Genomic DNA, 14,205 nt, shown 5'->3' with positions numbered 1-14,205 from the left:
CCTTTCCCTTCGATTTCCCGTTTCCCTCCCACTCTATGAGACCCCAGATGAACGTGAATTCCGCTATCCACGCCGTCGCTCTCCAACTCGCACAAACTGAGGCATGGGTGGAGCGCACCGCTGAACCGCTTGCCGCGGCCAACAAAAAATACGAGCGCATCCAGATCAGGATGGCCGATCTGGACCGTCAGCGTGCCGACCTGATCGCGCGCCGGCAACGCGGTGAACAGCACCCCGATGACGCCGCGAACATGACGCTGATCGACGCGGACCGCGAAGGCTTGGCTGCCCTCCTGGAGGAGGCGAGTGCCGCTGTCGCCGCTGCCCGCAAGCTCCACGAAGACGCCAAGCGTGCCGTTGACGTCGCCCGTCATCAACTTCAGCGCACGGAGAACGAAGGTGTGGAGGAGTCCCTGATCGAGCATGCGAGCAAGCTGGACGAACTCCTGCTGGCGACGGTGAAGCAACTCGACGAGGTGCGGAAGCGGTTGGGTGGTGGCCGGCCGACTTGGTCCCCATCGAACGCCATCATGAACGAGTTCAACCGTCTCCGTCTCCAGCGGGGTGTGATGTGAACGCTGCGACTGGCAAGCGCCGTTCGGGTCCTCCAGGCCCGCAGCCACTGTCGGTGACCACTCGACACCGGCTCCTCCGCCAGCTCCTGGACCGGGCCGAAGGAGGGGATGCAGTTGCCGCTGCGGAACTGGTCCGGCTGTCCTGGGAAGCCGAGCGCCTGATGAAGGCGCCGGCTGAGGCAGCCTGATGGACGCCGATGATGCCAAGGTCCGGCGGTACGCGCCGCCGGATCTTCCGGCCGCTCCGGACGGCGCCGCGGCCGACCACCTCATCAAAAGGTGCGCGGGGGAATCCCGCGCTGCCGACCACCCGGACTCGGACCACAACATTCGAGTCGCGGCAGGGCGGCATTCCCTGTTCTTTCCCTGTTAATTACAGGAGACGAGTCACCGTGAGCCGATTTTCGCAGGGTCAATCCGGGAACCCAAAAGGAAGGCCGAAAGGGTCGAAGGATTGGCGCGCCGAGATGCGCACCATGATCGAGGCGAAGGCTCCTGAGATCGTCGAGGACCTGTTGCGCCGTGCCGTCGTTCAAAAGAACCTCAAGGTCCAGCTCGCTCTCCTCGACAAGGTCGTTCCGCCGGCGAAGTCGATGCCGATCAGCACCAGCTTGAAGCTGGCTGGAGGACCGGGCGAGCAGGCGGACGCCATTGTTGCTGCGCTTGCCGCCGGCCGTCTCACGCTCGATGACGCCAAGGCGCTGCTGGACGCCATCAAGGCTGCCATGGAGATCCGGGACGCGGCCGCGTTGGCCGATCGGGTCGCGGAACTGGAGCGCAAAATTGCCGCTTTCGGAGGTGGTGGCCATGACCGCTCGTAAACAGGCCCTGCGCCGTCGGCTGGAGGAGGCTGAGTTCGCAGCTCACGAACTCTGGCTCGAACGCTTCTATGCAGAGCTGCGACGGATGCTGATGGACCGCCCCCAGGACACCCGGCAGCGGATTATTGTCGCCCTTCGAGCCTTCCATACTGCACTCGGCGCGTGGTCACCAGCGACCACGGCGGCCGACATCGAGGCAGGGCTTCTCTCCGCCGTAGAAGGAGCTGGCCAGGACGCCGGTGCTGAACTGCGCCGGTGCATGGCCAGCGGTGACCGTGGTGCGCCTGCACCGCTGCGTCCGGAGCGTTCTTGATCATGCCGCCGTGCGGTATGTGGGCAACATCACCCGCAGGTTGACGAACCCCGTTATGGCGCGATATTCGGTGCCGGTGCCGACGAGACCATAACCATCGCGGCCAGCAGCGCGCCGAAGTTCATGACAGGCAAGGCTCTCAAGAACACGGCCAATGCCTCATTCCAGCCGACGGAAAGCAAAGTGGCCCAGGGAAAATACACTTCGCTTTCGCAGTATCTGACCCGGCTTGCCTGCGACGAGTGGCGCGCAACGTTCGCTGAGGTGGAGGCGGTGCTCGGCTTCCCGTTGCCCGGAAGTGCGCTCCAGTATGCCGCATGGTGGGCCAACAACCGTCAAGACGGTCGCCACAGTATGGCGTGGCTCGATGTCAATTGGCGAACCGAGGAGCTGGATCTCGCCACGCAGCGCGTCATCTTCAGGCGGTCGATCCACAAGGCTCAAGACCCAGTCCCGGTAGCTGCCCAGCCGAAGCTGGCACTCCCGCCCGACCCCATTGGAAACACCCTCAGGTGCAGTGTCTTCTTGACCTGGGCGCCCGTCGGCTTGCTGGCGGTCGACGAGGCGGGCAAGCTGGTCTTCCCTAAAGTGACGACCGTCCCTGCCATCTATGAGTTCCGCGTCCGATATTCCGATGGGCGCCGGTCGCGATATGTTGGCGAGACAGCTAACCTTCGCCAACGCTTCAGCGGCTATCGCAACGCCGCTGAGACACAGGACACGAATGTCCGTCTTCAGCGGGTGTTCACGGAAGCAATGGCGGCAGGGGGCATGATCGAGGTCAGCGCCGTGTTCGAGAACCCCTGGCTAGAGGATGCCAGCGGCAGACGGCAGGTTGTGCTGTCCTCGCAGAGCGTCCGCCGCCTCATGGAGAACGTTGCCATCTTGACCGGCGGCGGCACAGAGGTGGAAGCGTTGAACCTCGCCACCTAGGGGCTGATCTTCCAACTTGAGGCGGCCTCCGGACACAGTTTATGTCTCAATGCATCGTCTGGCGCTCAGCAGCTTTCGTGCGTGATGAAATAGTACAGATCACGCCCTATGGTCTTCGCCAGCCTCATCACCGTTGACAAGGATGCGATCGCCGAACATCACCGGCGCAGTGCGATCGCCCTTGTACGAGGCCCAGCCATTGCCGTCGCGGATGTGAGTCACACCACCGGGCCGCCCCGCCGGCCGCCGGAAAAGAACTCCCTCATGCTCGAAATAATCCCAATCGCCGTCCATGCCCCCTGCCTTCTTCAGATCGCTGCCGACTTCGTATGCTGATTTATCGCCGCCCATCGAGAGGAACAGCGAGAATCGCACCTGAAGCTTTGCCCGCTCGACCTAGGACCCACGCCTCGACTGCCCGAAGTGCGTCCTGCATCTGCTTGAGACGCTTGCTGCGATCGTAGACACGACTTGTAACATCTGCCCCCGCATGACCAAGGATACGTTTTTGGATTGCCTCAACGGTATCCAGTTCGCCAAGGATGCTGGCCAGGGTTCGGCGCAGATCATGCGGTGTCCAATAACGTCCTTCCGCATCTCGGTGCTTGAGCTTTGTCGCCAATTGCTTTGCAGCAACACCAAGGGCGCCAACGGACAAACCGTCACGCGTTTTCCCGCTTGGGCTTGGAAACAGCAAGTCACCCCGGACGGTCTGTTGCCGACGGCGGACGATCGCAAGAGCTAACGGCGGTAGGGGAATATCACGCCGCGCCGCCGCGGTCTTCCCCCCACGCGAGGCGATGCGGAGAGTTGTCATGTTGGTTTCGGCATCCTCCACAACGTCGTCACGCCGAAGTGTTGTAATCTCGCCCCCGCGTAACCCGAGGAGCAAAGCCAGAGCGAGGGCGTCCAGTGTCCCCTTGTCAGGAGGCCGAAGGCCGCTGTTCTCCCGATCATAAACGGTCTTCCCGTCCAGCAAGCCGAGAGCTAAGGCAAGCTCTCCCAACTCTAAGTCCGTAAGCGTACGATCCCGTGTCTGTTCCGCCGCAACTGATACCAGCAACCGATCCGCTTCTCCGCGGCGTGTAATCCAGCCTTTATCTTCAAGAAAACGCCACATCGCTGTCACAACACTAGCGAGACGGCGCGCCTGAACACCCTTCTGCTTCGCCTTGGCCTGTCTCTTTGTCTCTCGGTCGACGATCGCAGAAAGCATTGCGCGGTCAACATCGTCGATGGAAAGGCTACCCACGGCCGGCAAGAAGAGGCGGCCCAGGAGTCGATTACGCTCAGTGTGGTAGCTCTCAGCCCGTCCAGCGGCTTTGAGATGGTCGATGTAACAATCCGCTGCTTCTGTCACAGTCCTAGGCTTGCCCGTCCCCAAGGCGGCCCGAACTTCAACAGCCTTTGGATCGCGTCCAGAGCGTGCAGCAGAAACGATCTGTGCCGCCTCCCGACGAGCGTCGGCCAAGGACACTGCAGGGTAGGCTCCCAGCGAGACACGGCGTTGAACGCCTTCTCCGCCATCTTTCCGCCGCACTCGCGCCCGGACATACCAAGTTTTCGATCCGTTCGGGGTGATCTGCAATTCCAACCCGGCGCCGTCCCGCAGTACTCGACGCTTTTCACCGTCCGCTCTTGCGCGCCGGATCATGGTGTCAGTCAGCGTTCCCATTCACACCTCGACTTCAGCTTCGGCTGATATGGCTCACCTGGTGTCACGGCCAGTGTCACGCCCACGCAAGACAAAAGCAAACAACTCCTGGCGACTCCTTGCCGCTGTATGCCGGTTATGTCCGAGCAATCACCACACTGTCAAGTGTCTCAATTTTCTTCGAAAGTGCCGATATTACTGGACTCCGTGACCTAGCATGAACTCCCATCTCCAGGGTTATCGCCACAAATCCGCGTGGCGTTCCGGATGAGGTGGAGCATAGGAAAAAACTGTTGGAGATGCAGAGCGAAGACTACCTGCGCCAGCAGCACCTGACCTGAGGGGCCGGGGGGCCGCGCCCCGCCCGTGTTACCACGGGGATGCCGCCCTACTCCCGTTTCGCGCCGAAGATATGCGGGCGCCCGACGTTGTATTGCTGAACGTCGGTCCAATGGCGAGGGAGAGGGCGAAGCATGCCTTGGCGGTCGCGGTGCGGTGCACTGACGCTGGCGCTTTTTCTGACGGCACCGATCCATTCCGCCCCCGCCGCCGCGGCGGGCAGCGTCGATTGCTGGCTGCTCGATGGGGACGCACTGACCAGGGCGCGCGAAGGCGGCTGGTGCAAGGACGCCTTTTCCCGGAATTCGCAGACCGGGGAGGCGCCGGTCGTCACGGTGACCGCAGCCCCCCTGCCCGCCCGCAAGCCCGACCCGCCCCCGAAGAAGCGGGTCGTCACCGTCCAGCGCAAGGCGAAGGCGCAGCCGGACTCCCAGGCGGCGGCCATCGTCCGGCCCGCGGGCCGGAGCGGAGCGGTCGCCGAGGTGGATTTCGGCACCCAGTTCAAGCGCGACTGGAACGCCCTGATGAAGAAGCTGCTTGAGCCGTAAGGCCCCGCCGGGTCAGGTGCGGGCCTCGTCCAGCCACTTCCGCACCGCCGGCGGCTCGTAGGCGGCGAAGGCATCCAGGATGCCCGGCGCGGTGTCGCGGACGATCAGCATGTCGCGGTGCTTGGGCTGCATGAAGCGCTCCCCCGCCACATGGTCGAGGAATCCGGCCAGCCCGTCGTAGAAACCGGAGGCGTTGAGCAGGCCGCAAGGCTTGTCGTGGCGGCCGAGCTGCGCCCAGGTCCACACCTCGAACAGCTCCTCCAGCGTGCCGATGCCGCCGGGCAGCGCGATGAAGCCGTCCGACAGCTCGGCCATCAGCGCCTTGCGCTCGTGCATGGTGGCGACGATCCGCAGCTCCTGGAGACCCTGGTGGCCGACCTCCTTGTCCATCAGGAATTGCGGGATGATGCCGGTGACCGTGCCGCCGGCCGCCAGGACCGAGTCGGCGATCCGCCCCATCAGGCCGGTCCGCCCGCCGCCGTAGACGAGGCCGATGCCACGCTCCGCCATGTGGCGGCCAAGCTGCTCCGCGGCCTCGCCATAGGCCGGATTGGTGCCGGGGTTGGACCCGGCGTAGACGCAAATCCGCATGTCGTTCCTCTGTTCGCGCCGTCTCTCGGGCGCGTGGTCGTAAGGGGCTTACCGGACGCGGGTGACCGTGAAGCGCTGGGCGGGGTTCACGAACTCGTCCTGAGCCGCGATCAGCTGCAGCTCCCGCGTGCCCATCCGGCGGGTGGTCTGGAAGATGGCGTAGATGGCTGCCGCCGCCTGCTCCAGCGCGTCGGCCGGATCGAAGGCCTTCAGGTAATGGGCCAGGAACAGGGCGGCCACCGCGTCGCCCGACCCGTTGGGCGGCGGGTCCAGCGGCAGGCGCGGGGTGGAGACCAGCCACGCGCCGTCCCGGTCGTCGGCCAGCATCTCGATGTGGCCGGGGTCGGCGTCCTTGCAGGTCAGGCTGGTCACCAGGACCAGCCGCGGCCCGCGCTCCCGCAGGGCGGCGGTGGCGGCCAGCGCGTCGTCCAGCGTCTCCACCGTCCGGCCGGTCAGATACTCCAGCTCGAACTGGTTGGGGGTCATGAGGTCGGCGGCGGGGACGGCGTGGTCGCGGATGAACTCCGGCAGGCCGGGGCGCACGAAGAAGCCGCGCCCGACGTCGCCCATCACCGGGTCGCAGGCATAGACGGCGCGTGGGTTGGCGGCCTTCAGCCGGGCCGCCGTCTCGACGATCACCTGTCCCAGCCCGACGTCGCCCATGTAGCCGGAGAGCAGCGCGTCGCAGGTGGGCAGGACGCCGCGCGCGGCGACGCCGTCCATCAGGTCTGCCACATGCTCCGCCGTGAAGACCTGTCCGGTCCATTCGCCGTAGCCGGTGTGGTTGGAGAACTGCACCGTGTTCACCGCGATGGCGTCGCAGCCCAGCCGTTGCAGCGGGAACACCGCGGCGCGGTTGCCGACATAGCCGTAAGCGACGTGAGACTGGATCGAAATGACGGTCTTCATGGGCGGACGATCCGAAAGGTTGGGCGCGCATCCTAAACCGTCCGCACCACACGCTGGAGATGTTTCCATGCAGACCAGCCCTACGCACCGCATGGACAGCCCGCGCTCCTGCGGCTAATGCTGCGGCAACGACACAAGACCGCTTGAGGGAATGCCATGGCCGCCACCGCCCGCCCGCGCCGCAGCGCGCTCTACATGCCCGGCTCCAACGCCCGCGCCCTGGAGAAGGGGCGCAGCCTGCCCGCCGACGGGCTGATCCTCGACCTGGAGGACGCCGTCGCCCCCGACGCCAAGGCGGAGGCCCGCGCCACCATCAGGGCGTCCATCGCCGCGGGCGGCTATGGCGGGCGGGAACTGGTGGTCCGCACCAACGGGCTGAACACGCCCTGGGGCTACGACGACCTCGTGATGGCGGCTGCCAGCGGCGCCGACGCGGTGCTGCTGCCGAAGGTGGAGAGCCCCGACATGGTCCGCCAAGCCGAGGCGGTGCTGCGCGCCAACGGCTCGCCCGACGGGCAGACCATCTGGTGCATGATGGAGACGCCGCTGGGCATGCTCAACGCGAAGGAGATCGCCGGGGCCAGCCCGAAGCTGGGCGGGCTGGTGATGGGCACCTCCGACCTCGCCAAGGATCTGCACGCGGCGCACACGCGTGACCGGCTGCCGATGCTGACCAGCCTGGGCCTTTGCCTGCTGGCTGCGCGGGCCTACGGCCTCGCCATCTTGGATGGGGTGCATCTCGACCTGAACGACGATGCGGGCTTCGCCGAGTCCTGCACCCAGGGGCGGGAGCTTGGCTTCGACGGCAAGACGCTGATCCACCCCAAGACCATCGCCGCCTGCAACGCCGCCTTCGCCCCCGGCGCGGAGGAAGTCGCCCAGGCCCACCGCATCATCCAGGCCCACGCCGAGGCCGTCGCCCAGGGCAAAGGGGTGGTGCTCGTGGATGGGCGGCTGGTGGAGAATCTGCACGTCGAGAACGCCCGGCGCCTCGTCGCTCTGGCCGAGGCGATCCGGGCGCTGGAGGCGGCGGGCTGACGCCACCGCCCCTCTCATGAACTGAGCGCTCAGGAATCGCGGCGCGCCTGGGCGTCCTTGACGAACTGCGACACCCGCCCGATCTCGCGCGGGTCGGTTTCGACCGTCCGGCGCCCGCTGGGGATCGGGCGCATGCCCTTGCGGGGGGTGCGTCCGGGGGACGGATGCTGGGGCTCCGCGTCCTTCCTGCGCTTCAGGGCGTCCTGAAGGTTGGCCTTGATGATCTCCCGCCGCCGCTCGGCACGGAACCGCTCCAGCCGCCCGTTCACCCGCTTCAGCGCCCGCGCGTAGACCTGTTTCTTGGCGGACAGGCCGCGCTCGCTGGCGTCGGCCGATTGCTGGCCGGTGCCGCTGGCCTTGCCCCGCCGCCCGCGGCGGCGCGAAGCGATGATGTCGCGCGCCCGGTCGCGCTCCCCACGCAGCCAGCGGGCGAGCGTCAGGGTCTCATCGGGCGGCAAGCCCTCCAGCTCCGGGTAATGGCTCCTGCGGACCTGTTCGAATTCCTTTTCGGACAACAGCCGCCGTTCGGCCGTGAGTTCGACTCCCATCGTTGAACCTCCCTGCATCGTGGTCCCGCTTCGGCTTACCCCCGTCCGCTCAACCGATCGGGAGGCGAAGCGTTCCCGGATGCCGTCCGATGGATCCTGCTGCCACTTAGGGGTGCCGAAGAAATCGGAATCACGACCTCCCCGGAACCAAGTCGCCCCCCATCGGTTTTCCGACATGTGGCAGAGGTGGAGGTTGAAGATGGCCTCGAAAGACAACGGCCAAGACGAAGTCCAATCCGGGAGCGGTCGCACATCGAACCGCGGCTTCGCGTCGATGGACCGTGACCGGCAACGCCAGATCGCCAGCAAGGGCGGGGAAAGCGTGCCAGCCGACAAGCGCAGCTTCTCCAAGAATCCGGAACTCGCCGCGGAGGCGGGGCGGAAGGGGGGTCGGAGTGTACCGGCGTCCTCCCGCAGCTTCTCCAAAAACCCGTCCCTGGCCGCCGAAGCCGGGCGGAAGGGCGGGCAGGCGAGTCATGGCGGACGCGGGGCCGCCCTGCGTCCGGGCGAAGGCGACTGACGGCACCAACGAAAAAGCCCCTCTCCGAAACCGGAGAGGGGCTTTCTTTTCATCGTCCGCCGGTCGGCGTCCTCCAGCCCGTCAGGCCGGGGCCGCCGCAACCGGTCAGGAGGCCAGCTTGTCCAGCTCGCGCAGGATCGAGTCGCCCATGACGGTCGTGGAGCAGCGGGCCATGCCCGGCGCCATGATGTCCGCCGTGCGCATGCCGCCCGACAGCACGTTCTGCACGGCCTTCTCCAGCATCTTCGCCTCCTCGTCCATGTTGAACGAGTAGCGCAGGCACATGGCGAAGGACAGCAGAGTCGCGCAGGGGTTGGCGAGGTCGCGGCCGGCGATGTCCGGGGCGGAGCCGTGCACCGGCTCGTAGAGAGCCTTGCGCTGGCCGTTGGCGTCCGGGGCGCCGAGCGAGGCCGACGGCAGCATGCCGAGCGAGCCGGTCATCATCGCCGCTTCGTCCGACAGGATGTCGCCGAACAGGTTGTCGGTGACGATCACGTCGAACTGCTTCGGGTTCTTAAGAAGCTGCATGGCGCCGTTGTCGGCGTACATGTGCTCCAGCGTGACGTCGGAGAATTCCTCCTGATGGAGCTTCGTGACTTCCTGGCGCCACAGGAGGCCCGACTCCATCACGTTGGCCTTCTCCATCGAGTGGAGCTTGTTGCCGCGCTTGCGCGCCAGCTCGAAGGCGACTCGGGCGACGCGGCGGATCTCGCTGGTCGTGTAGACCTGGGTGTTGACGCCGCGGCGCTCGCCGTTGCCGATGTCGGTGATGCCGCGCGGCTCACCGAAATAGACGCCGCCGGTCAGCTCGCGGACGATCAGGATGTCCAGACCCCTGATGACGTCGGCCTTCAGGGTCGAGGCGTCGACCAGAGCGTCGAACACCACCGCCGGGCGCAGGTTGGCGAACAGGTTCAGCTCCTTGCGGAGCGTCAGCAGGCCGGCTTCCGGACGCTTGGTGTAGTCGGTGGGGTTGTCCCACTTCGGGCCGCCGACGGCGCCCAGCATCACCGCGTCCGCCGCCAGCGCGTCGGCCAGCGTCTCATCCTTCAGGGGAACGCCGTAGGCATCGATCGCCGCACCGCCGACCAGCCCCTCGGTGACGTCGAAGGTGACGTTGCGCTTGCGGTCGAGCCAGTCGATGACCCGGCGCACCTGGCGCATGACCTCCGGACCGATCCCGTCGCCGGGCAAAAACAGAAGCTTCTTGTTGGCGGGCATGGCGCACGCACTCCCCATTGGAGACTTTATCAGTGTTGTCTAATTCGCGGACCGACAGGCCGGAAGTTGGGTCCACCCCCGCCGGTCCGCAAGGCCGTCATGGCCTGATGCCATTGGGCCGGTATCGGTTTGGCTTGGTTCAGCCCCAGAGCCAGGGCTGGCCGCCGCGCTGCTTGCCTTCATACTGGTCGATGAAGGCGGCCTGCTGCATGGTCAGACCGATGTCGTCCAACCCGTTCAGCAGGCAATGCTTGCGGAAGGGATCGACCTCGAAGCTGATCTTGCCGCCGTCCGGACCGGTGATCTCCTGTTTCTCCAGATCCACCGAAACGATGGCGTTCGACCCGCGCGACGCGTCGTCGAGCAGCAGGTCCACCTGTTCCTTCGGCAGCTTGATCGGCAGGATGCCGTTCTTGAAGCAGTTGTTGAAGAAGATGTCCGCGAAGCTCGGCGCGATGATGCAGCGGATGCCGAAATCGGCCAGCGCCCACGGCGCATGCTCACGCGAGGAGCCGCAGCCGAAATTGTCGCCCGACACGAGGATCTTGGCGCTGCGGTAGGCCGGCTTGTTGAGGACGAATTCCGCGACCTCGGCGCCCTCGGGGGTGTAGCGCATCTCGTCGAAAAGATGCTTGCCCAGCCCGGTCCGCTTGATGGTCTTCAGGAATTGCTTGGGAATGATCATGTCGGTGTCGACGTTGATCATCGGCAGCGGCGCCGCAACACCGGTGAGAACCGTAAACTTTTCCATCGCCAGAATCCTGTCGCGCAAAAGAGGCGCAAGCGTGTGCATGCGGAGTTCGGTGAATAGCAGACCCGTCCCGCCATTGCCAGAGGAAGCTTGCCGCAAAAGCCGCTCGCGGCGCGCGATTCCGCATCCCGGAACACAGCCGGACGCAACGAAATTGCTCCCGAATTCCCTCCGCCGCCGTCGACCCGGCATCCCGTCCTTGCTGCGGGGCGCTCCCTCGCCTACCAAGGGGCGGACGTTCCCCTGGGTTCCGCGATCTCCATGACCTTGCTCCCCGCCGCCCGCCGCCCGCGCACCGCGGCGCTCGCCTTTCTGCTGCTGGCCCCGCCGCTCTACGGCCTGCTCGGGTTGGCGCTCGGGATGGACGCCAACTGGGACCTGCGGAACTACCATTGGTACAACGCCTACGCCCTGCTGACCGGGCGACTGGGCATGGACATGCTGGCGGCGCAGATGCCCAGCTTCTACAACCCCCTGCTGGACGTGCCCTTTTATCTGCTCGCCAGCCATCTTCCGGCGCGCGCGGCGGGCTTCGTCTGGGGGACGCTGCACGGGCTGAATCTGGCGCTGGCCTTCCTGCTGGCCCACGCCACGCTGCGCGTCGGCGGCGCGGGGCCGCGGGTGGTCCTGGCCGCCCTGCTGGCGGTGATGGCCGGCTTCGGGGGCGGCACGCTGGGGCTGCTCGGCACCACCTTTCACGACAACATGGTCAGCCTGGGCGTGCTCGGCGCGCTGGTCGTGGTGGCGGGATCGCTGCCTCGGCTGATCGACGGGCCGGCGCCCGGCGCCTTCGCGCGGGCGGCGGCGGCGGGGCTGCTGGCCGGGGCGGCGATGGGGATGAAGAACCCAACGGTGATCTACGCGGTCGGTCTCTGCCTCGCCTTCCTGGCTCTGCCGGCGCGGCCTTGGCGGCGGCTGTGGCTGGCCTTCTTCTTCGGCGTCGGTGTGCTGGGCGGGCTGGCGCTGTGCGGCGGCTTCTGGATGGCCCATTTGTGGGTGGAGTACGGGAACCCCGTCTTCCCGCACATGAACCAGATCTTCAAATCGCCCTTCGCCGCGCTGTCCGGCTACGTCAACGTCGGCTTCTTCCCGGACTCGCGGCTGGAGCGTCTGTTCTTCCCGCTGGTCTTCCCCTTCGCACCGCTGAAGGTCGGCGAGGTCCCCTTCTTCGACCTGCGCGTCCTGGTGCTGTTCCTCCTCGTGCCCGTCGCCGCGGCGCTGGCACTGCTCGGGCGGCTGTTCCGCCGCCCCTCTGCGGGATTGACCGAAACAGCCGCCACCCGCTACCTGCTCACCGCCCTGGCTGTGACCTACGCGCTGTGGGTGGGGATGTTCTGCATCTACCGCTATCTGGTGCCGCTGGAGATGCTGGCCCCGCTGGCCATCGTCATGGCGGCGGGTCTGCTGCCGGTGCCGCGCCGGGGGGCGCTCGCTCTGGCGGCGGCGCTCCTGCTGCTGGTCCAGGCCACCGCCCGGCCCGCCGACTGGGGCCGCCTGCCGTGGAGCGAGCGCTGGGTGGAGGCCGCCGTGCCGCCCATCGAGGACCCGGACGACACGATGGTGCTGATGGCTGGCTACTGGGCGATTTCCCACGTCATCCCGGCCTTCCCGCCGCGCATCCCCTTCGTGCGCATCCAGTCCAACTTCCTCCAGCCGGACTCGGTCGGCAACGGCTACCTCGCCCTGATGCAGGACAAGGTGGGGGCGCACCGCGGGCGCTTCCTGACGCTCAGCACGATCCCCGACACGCCCGGTGCTGCGAAGGCCGCCGCCCTGCTGGGGCTGCGAGTGGCGCAGGACAACTGCCGCGTCATCCCCAACAACCTGGGCGAGCCGCTGAACCTCTGCGCCGTGCAACGAATGGCGGACCTTGAAAGGTCAGTGGATTAAATCAGGCGATTGTGCTGTTTAACCTTACACCGGCACCGTTTCGAAGCGCATCGCCATGACCGTCTCCACCATTGATCGACCGGCCGACCATCAATCCGACCGGGCCGTAGCGTCCGTTGCTCCAGCCATGGACCCGGACACGGCGCCCGCAATGACCCCCGTGGTGGCGGTTCTGATCCCCTGCTACAACGAGGAGACGGCCATCGCCGCCGTCGTGCAGGATTTCCGCAAGGCGCTGCCTGACGCGACGGTCTACGTCTACGACAACAACTCGTCCGACCGCACGGTGGAGGTGGCGAAGGCCGCCGGCGCCGTGGTCCGGCACGAGCCGTTGCAGGGCAAGGGCAACGTCATGCGCCGGATGTTCTCCGACATTGAGGCGGACGTCTACGTGCTGGTGGACGGCGACGACACCTACCACGCCCCTTCCGCGCCGCTGATGGTCAAGCGGCTGTGGGACGACCAACTCGACATGGTCAACGGCGCCCGCGTCACCGAGATCGTCAAGGCCTACCGGCCCGGCCACCGCTTCGGCAACAAGCTGCTGACCGGCATGGTCGCGCTGATCTTCGGCAACCGCATCCAGGACATGCTGTCCGGCTACCGCGTCTTCTCGCGGCGCTTCATCAAGTCCTTCCCGGCGCTGGCCAGCGGCTTCGAGACGGAGACGGAGCTGACCGTCCACGCGCTGGAGCTGAACATGCCCATCGCCGAGATCAAGGCCCCTTACAAGGACCGCCCGCCGGGGTCGCACAGCAAGCTGAACACCATCCGCGACGGCGTCCGCATCCTGCGCACCATCGTCAATCTGGTGAAGGAGGAGCGTCCCCTGCCCTTCTTCTTCGCCATCTTCGCCGCGCTCGCCGCGGCGTCGGTGATCCTCGCCTGGCCGGTGGTGGCGACCTATCTGCAGACCGGGCTGGTGCCGCGCCTGCCCACCGCCGTGCTGTCCACCGGGCTGATGCTGCTGGGCTTCCTCAGCCTGACCTGCGGGCTGATCCTCGACACGGTCACGCTGGGCCGCCGGGAGGCCAAGCGCATGCGCTACCTGTCAATTCCCGCGCCCGGCGTCCATCCGGTCCGCAAGGCCGCTGGCTCCTGACCATGGGCGATCTCCTCGGCCCCCTGTCCGACAGCCGGCTCGGCCGGCTGGCCGTGCAGTTCGGCAAGTTCGGCCTGGTCGGCGTGGTCGGTCTGGTGGTCGACACGGCGGTGGTCTACGCGCTGGTGTTCGGCGCCGGGCTGGAGTTCTTCGCCGCCCGCATCCCCGCTTATCTGGCCGCCGCCACCACGACCTTCGCGCTGAACCGCGCCTTCACCTTCCGCGGGGCGGCCGACGCGCCGCTCTACCGGCAATGGGCGACCTTCCTGGCCGCCAACGCCTTCGGCGGAGCGGTGAATTACGGCGTCTCGGTCGGGCTGGAAGCCGCCCTGCCGCTGGCCGAGGCCCACCCGGTGCTGGCCGTCGCCGCCGGCTCGCTGTCCGGCATGGCGCTGAACTTCGCCGCCTCCAAGCATCTGGTTTTCAAGGGCGCCTGATCCTTAGAGTCTCTC

The 14,205-nt window shown here is 66.6% G+C and carries 17 protein-coding genes; 10 read left to right on the top strand and 7 right to left on the bottom strand.

From position 1 onward, the window contains the following. Positions 1-47 precede the first annotated feature (47 nt). From H1Q64_RS06615 to H1Q64_RS06600, 4 genes are all read left to right on the top strand, one after another. On the top strand, positions 48-575 hold the full coding sequence (locus H1Q64_RS06615) for a hypothetical protein (protein WP_237904875.1): 528 nt from the start codon (positions 48-50) through the stop codon (positions 573-575). Positions 576-772: 197 nt separating this feature from the next. After that, the gene (locus H1Q64_RS33795; RefSeq protein WP_330874517.1) at positions 773-1,396 is read left to right on the top strand and encodes a DUF5681 domain-containing protein; all 624 of its coding nucleotides are present in this window, start codon (positions 773-775) and stop codon (positions 1,394-1,396) included. Next, a complete protein-coding gene (locus H1Q64_RS06605) occupies positions 1,383-1,709 on the top strand; it encodes a hypothetical protein (protein WP_237904873.1) in 327 nt (108 codons plus the stop codon). The genes H1Q64_RS33795 and H1Q64_RS06605 overlap by 14 nt, the downstream gene beginning before the upstream one ends. Before the next feature lie 123 nt (positions 1,710-1,832). Then, on the top strand, positions 1,833-2,642 hold the full coding sequence (locus H1Q64_RS06600) for a DUF7662 domain-containing protein (RefSeq protein ID WP_237904872.1): 810 nt from the start codon (positions 1,833-1,835) through the stop codon (positions 2,640-2,642). 99 nt (positions 2,643-2,741) lie between these two features. Here the strand turns inward: H1Q64_RS06600 and H1Q64_RS06595 are convergent, their stop codons facing one another. Together H1Q64_RS06595 and H1Q64_RS06590 are read right to left on the bottom strand one after the other, a co-directional pair. Beyond that, positions 2,742-3,017, bottom strand: a complete 276-nt coding sequence (locus H1Q64_RS06595) for a hypothetical protein (protein ID WP_237904871.1) — start codon at positions 3,015-3,017, stop codon at positions 2,742-2,744. Next, the gene (locus H1Q64_RS06590; RefSeq protein WP_237904870.1) at positions 2,980-4,317 is read right to left on the bottom strand and encodes a tyrosine-type recombinase/integrase; all 1,338 of its coding nucleotides are present in this window, start codon (positions 4,315-4,317) and stop codon (positions 2,980-2,982) included. The genes H1Q64_RS06595 and H1Q64_RS06590 overlap by 38 nt, the downstream gene beginning before the upstream one ends. 452 nt (positions 4,318-4,769) lie before the next feature. Between H1Q64_RS06590 and H1Q64_RS06585 the strand changes: the two genes are divergently transcribed. Beyond that, complete coding sequence (locus tag H1Q64_RS06585; RefSeq protein ID WP_237904869.1) at positions 4,770-5,183, top strand: hypothetical protein; 414 nt, start codon at positions 4,770-4,772, stop codon at positions 5,181-5,183. 12 nt (positions 5,184-5,195) lie between these two features. On the opposite strand, the gene H1Q64_RS06580 is transcribed toward H1Q64_RS06585, so the two are convergent. Further along, positions 5,196-5,774 (bottom strand): TIGR00730 family Rossman fold protein, encoded by a 579-nt coding sequence (locus H1Q64_RS06580; RefSeq protein ID WP_014241640.1) that lies wholly within the window; start codon positions 5,772-5,774, stop codon positions 5,196-5,198. A gap of 48 nt (positions 5,775-5,822) precedes the next feature. After that, on the bottom strand, positions 5,823-6,683 hold the full coding sequence (pdxY, locus tag H1Q64_RS06575; RefSeq protein WP_237904868.1) for a pyridoxal kinase PdxY: 861 nt from the start codon (positions 6,681-6,683) through the stop codon (positions 5,823-5,825). 156 nt (positions 6,684-6,839) lie between these two features. Here pdxY and H1Q64_RS06570 point away from each other — a divergent pair, with 156 nt between their 5' ends. Beyond that, complete coding sequence (locus H1Q64_RS06570; RefSeq protein ID WP_237904867.1) at positions 6,840-7,721, top strand: HpcH/HpaI aldolase/citrate lyase family protein; 882 nt, start codon at positions 6,840-6,842, stop codon at positions 7,719-7,721. 29 nt (positions 7,722-7,750) lie between these two features. Here the strand turns inward: H1Q64_RS06570 and H1Q64_RS06565 are convergent, their stop codons facing one another. After that, positions 7,751-8,269 carry a hypothetical protein gene (locus H1Q64_RS06565; protein WP_237904866.1) on the bottom strand — a complete coding sequence of 173 codons (519 nt, stop codon included), beginning with the start codon at positions 8,267-8,269 and terminating at the stop codon, positions 7,751-7,753. A 199-nt stretch (positions 8,270-8,468) separates the two neighbouring features. On the opposite strand from H1Q64_RS06565, the gene H1Q64_RS06560 reads away from it, so the two are divergent. Continuing rightward, positions 8,469-8,789, top strand: a complete 321-nt coding sequence (locus tag H1Q64_RS06560; RefSeq protein ID WP_079285003.1) for a general stress protein — start codon at positions 8,469-8,471, stop codon at positions 8,787-8,789. A 105-nt stretch (positions 8,790-8,894) separates the two neighbouring features. On the opposite strand, the gene leuB is transcribed toward H1Q64_RS06560, so the two are convergent. Next, on the bottom strand, positions 8,895-10,010 hold the full coding sequence (gene leuB / locus H1Q64_RS06555) for a 3-isopropylmalate dehydrogenase (protein WP_145622841.1): 1,116 nt from the start codon (positions 10,008-10,010) through the stop codon (positions 8,895-8,897). Between the two features lie 139 nt (positions 10,011-10,149). Further along, on the bottom strand, positions 10,150-10,761 hold the full coding sequence (gene leuD / locus H1Q64_RS06550; RefSeq protein WP_145677319.1) for a 3-isopropylmalate dehydratase small subunit: 612 nt from the start codon (positions 10,759-10,761) through the stop codon (positions 10,150-10,152). Positions 10,762-11,022: 261 nt separating this feature from the next. Between leuD and H1Q64_RS06545 the strand changes: the two genes are divergently transcribed. From H1Q64_RS06545 to H1Q64_RS06535, 3 genes are read left to right on the top strand one after another with little or no spacing between them, the layout of a single operon-like run. Continuing rightward, positions 11,023-12,651, top strand: a complete 1,629-nt coding sequence (locus H1Q64_RS06545; protein ID WP_237904865.1) for a hypothetical protein — start codon at positions 11,023-11,025, stop codon at positions 12,649-12,651. Positions 12,652-12,706: 55 nt separating this feature from the next. Further along, positions 12,707-13,753, top strand: coding sequence for a glycosyltransferase family 2 protein (locus tag H1Q64_RS06540; RefSeq protein WP_419468822.1), 1,047 nt, complete (start codon positions 12,707-12,709; stop codon positions 13,751-13,753). A 2-nt stretch (positions 13,754-13,755) separates the two neighbouring features. Beyond that, entirely contained in the window at positions 13,756-14,190 is a 435-nt protein-coding gene (locus tag H1Q64_RS06535; protein ID WP_237904864.1) for a GtrA family protein, read from the top strand. Positions 14,191-14,205 lie beyond the last annotated feature (15 nt).

The organism is Azospirillum brasilense (genome assembly GCF_022023855.1).
GTDB lineage: Bacteria > Pseudomonadota > Alphaproteobacteria > Azospirillales > Azospirillaceae > Azospirillum > Azospirillum brasilense_F.
Note: the sequence above shows the minus strand (reverse complement) of the source record. Positions and strands in the feature narration are given on the sequence as shown.

Coding starts and splice junctions, on each gene's coding strand:
- H1Q64_RS06615 (WP_237904875.1), top strand. CDS start 48: ATGAACGTGAATTCCGCTATCCACGCCGTCGCTCTCCAACTCGCACAA.
- H1Q64_RS33795 (WP_330874517.1), top strand. CDS start 773: ATGATGCCAAGGTCCGGCGGTACGCGCCGCCGGATCTTCCGGCCGCTC.
- H1Q64_RS06605 (WP_237904873.1), top strand. CDS start 1,383: ATGACCGCTCGTAAACAGGCCCTGCGCCGTCGGCTGGAGGAGGCTGAG.
- H1Q64_RS06600 (WP_237904872.1), top strand. CDS start 1,833: ATGACAGGCAAGGCTCTCAAGAACACGGCCAATGCCTCATTCCAGCCG.
- H1Q64_RS06590 (WP_237904870.1), bottom strand. CDS start 4,317: ATGGGAACGCTGACTGACACCATGATCCGGCGCGCAAGAGCGGACGGT.
- H1Q64_RS06585 (WP_237904869.1), top strand. CDS start 4,770: ATGCCTTGGCGGTCGCGGTGCGGTGCACTGACGCTGGCGCTTTTTCTG.
- H1Q64_RS06580 (WP_014241640.1), bottom strand. CDS start 5,774: ATGCGGATTTGCGTCTACGCCGGGTCCAACCCCGGCACCAATCCGGCC.
- pdxY (WP_237904868.1), bottom strand. CDS start 6,683: ATGAAGACCGTCATTTCGATCCAGTCTCACGTCGCTTACGGCTATGTC.
- H1Q64_RS06570 (WP_237904867.1), top strand. CDS start 6,840: ATGGCCGCCACCGCCCGCCCGCGCCGCAGCGCGCTCTACATGCCCGGC.
- H1Q64_RS06565 (WP_237904866.1), bottom strand. CDS start 8,269: ATGGGAGTCGAACTCACGGCCGAACGGCGGCTGTTGTCCGAAAAGGAA.
- H1Q64_RS06560 (WP_079285003.1), top strand. CDS start 8,469: ATGGCCTCGAAAGACAACGGCCAAGACGAAGTCCAATCCGGGAGCGGT.
- leuB (WP_145622841.1), bottom strand. CDS start 10,010: ATGCCCGCCAACAAGAAGCTTCTGTTTTTGCCCGGCGACGGGATCGGT.
- leuD (WP_145677319.1), bottom strand. CDS start 10,761: ATGGAAAAGTTTACGGTTCTCACCGGTGTTGCGGCGCCGCTGCCGATG.
- H1Q64_RS06545 (WP_237904865.1), top strand. CDS start 11,023: ATGACCTTGCTCCCCGCCGCCCGCCGCCCGCGCACCGCGGCGCTCGCC.
- H1Q64_RS06540 (WP_419468822.1), top strand. CDS start 12,707: ATGACCGTCTCCACCATTGATCGACCGGCCGACCATCAATCCGACCGG.
- H1Q64_RS06535 (WP_237904864.1), top strand. CDS start 13,756: ATGGGCGATCTCCTCGGCCCCCTGTCCGACAGCCGGCTCGGCCGGCTG.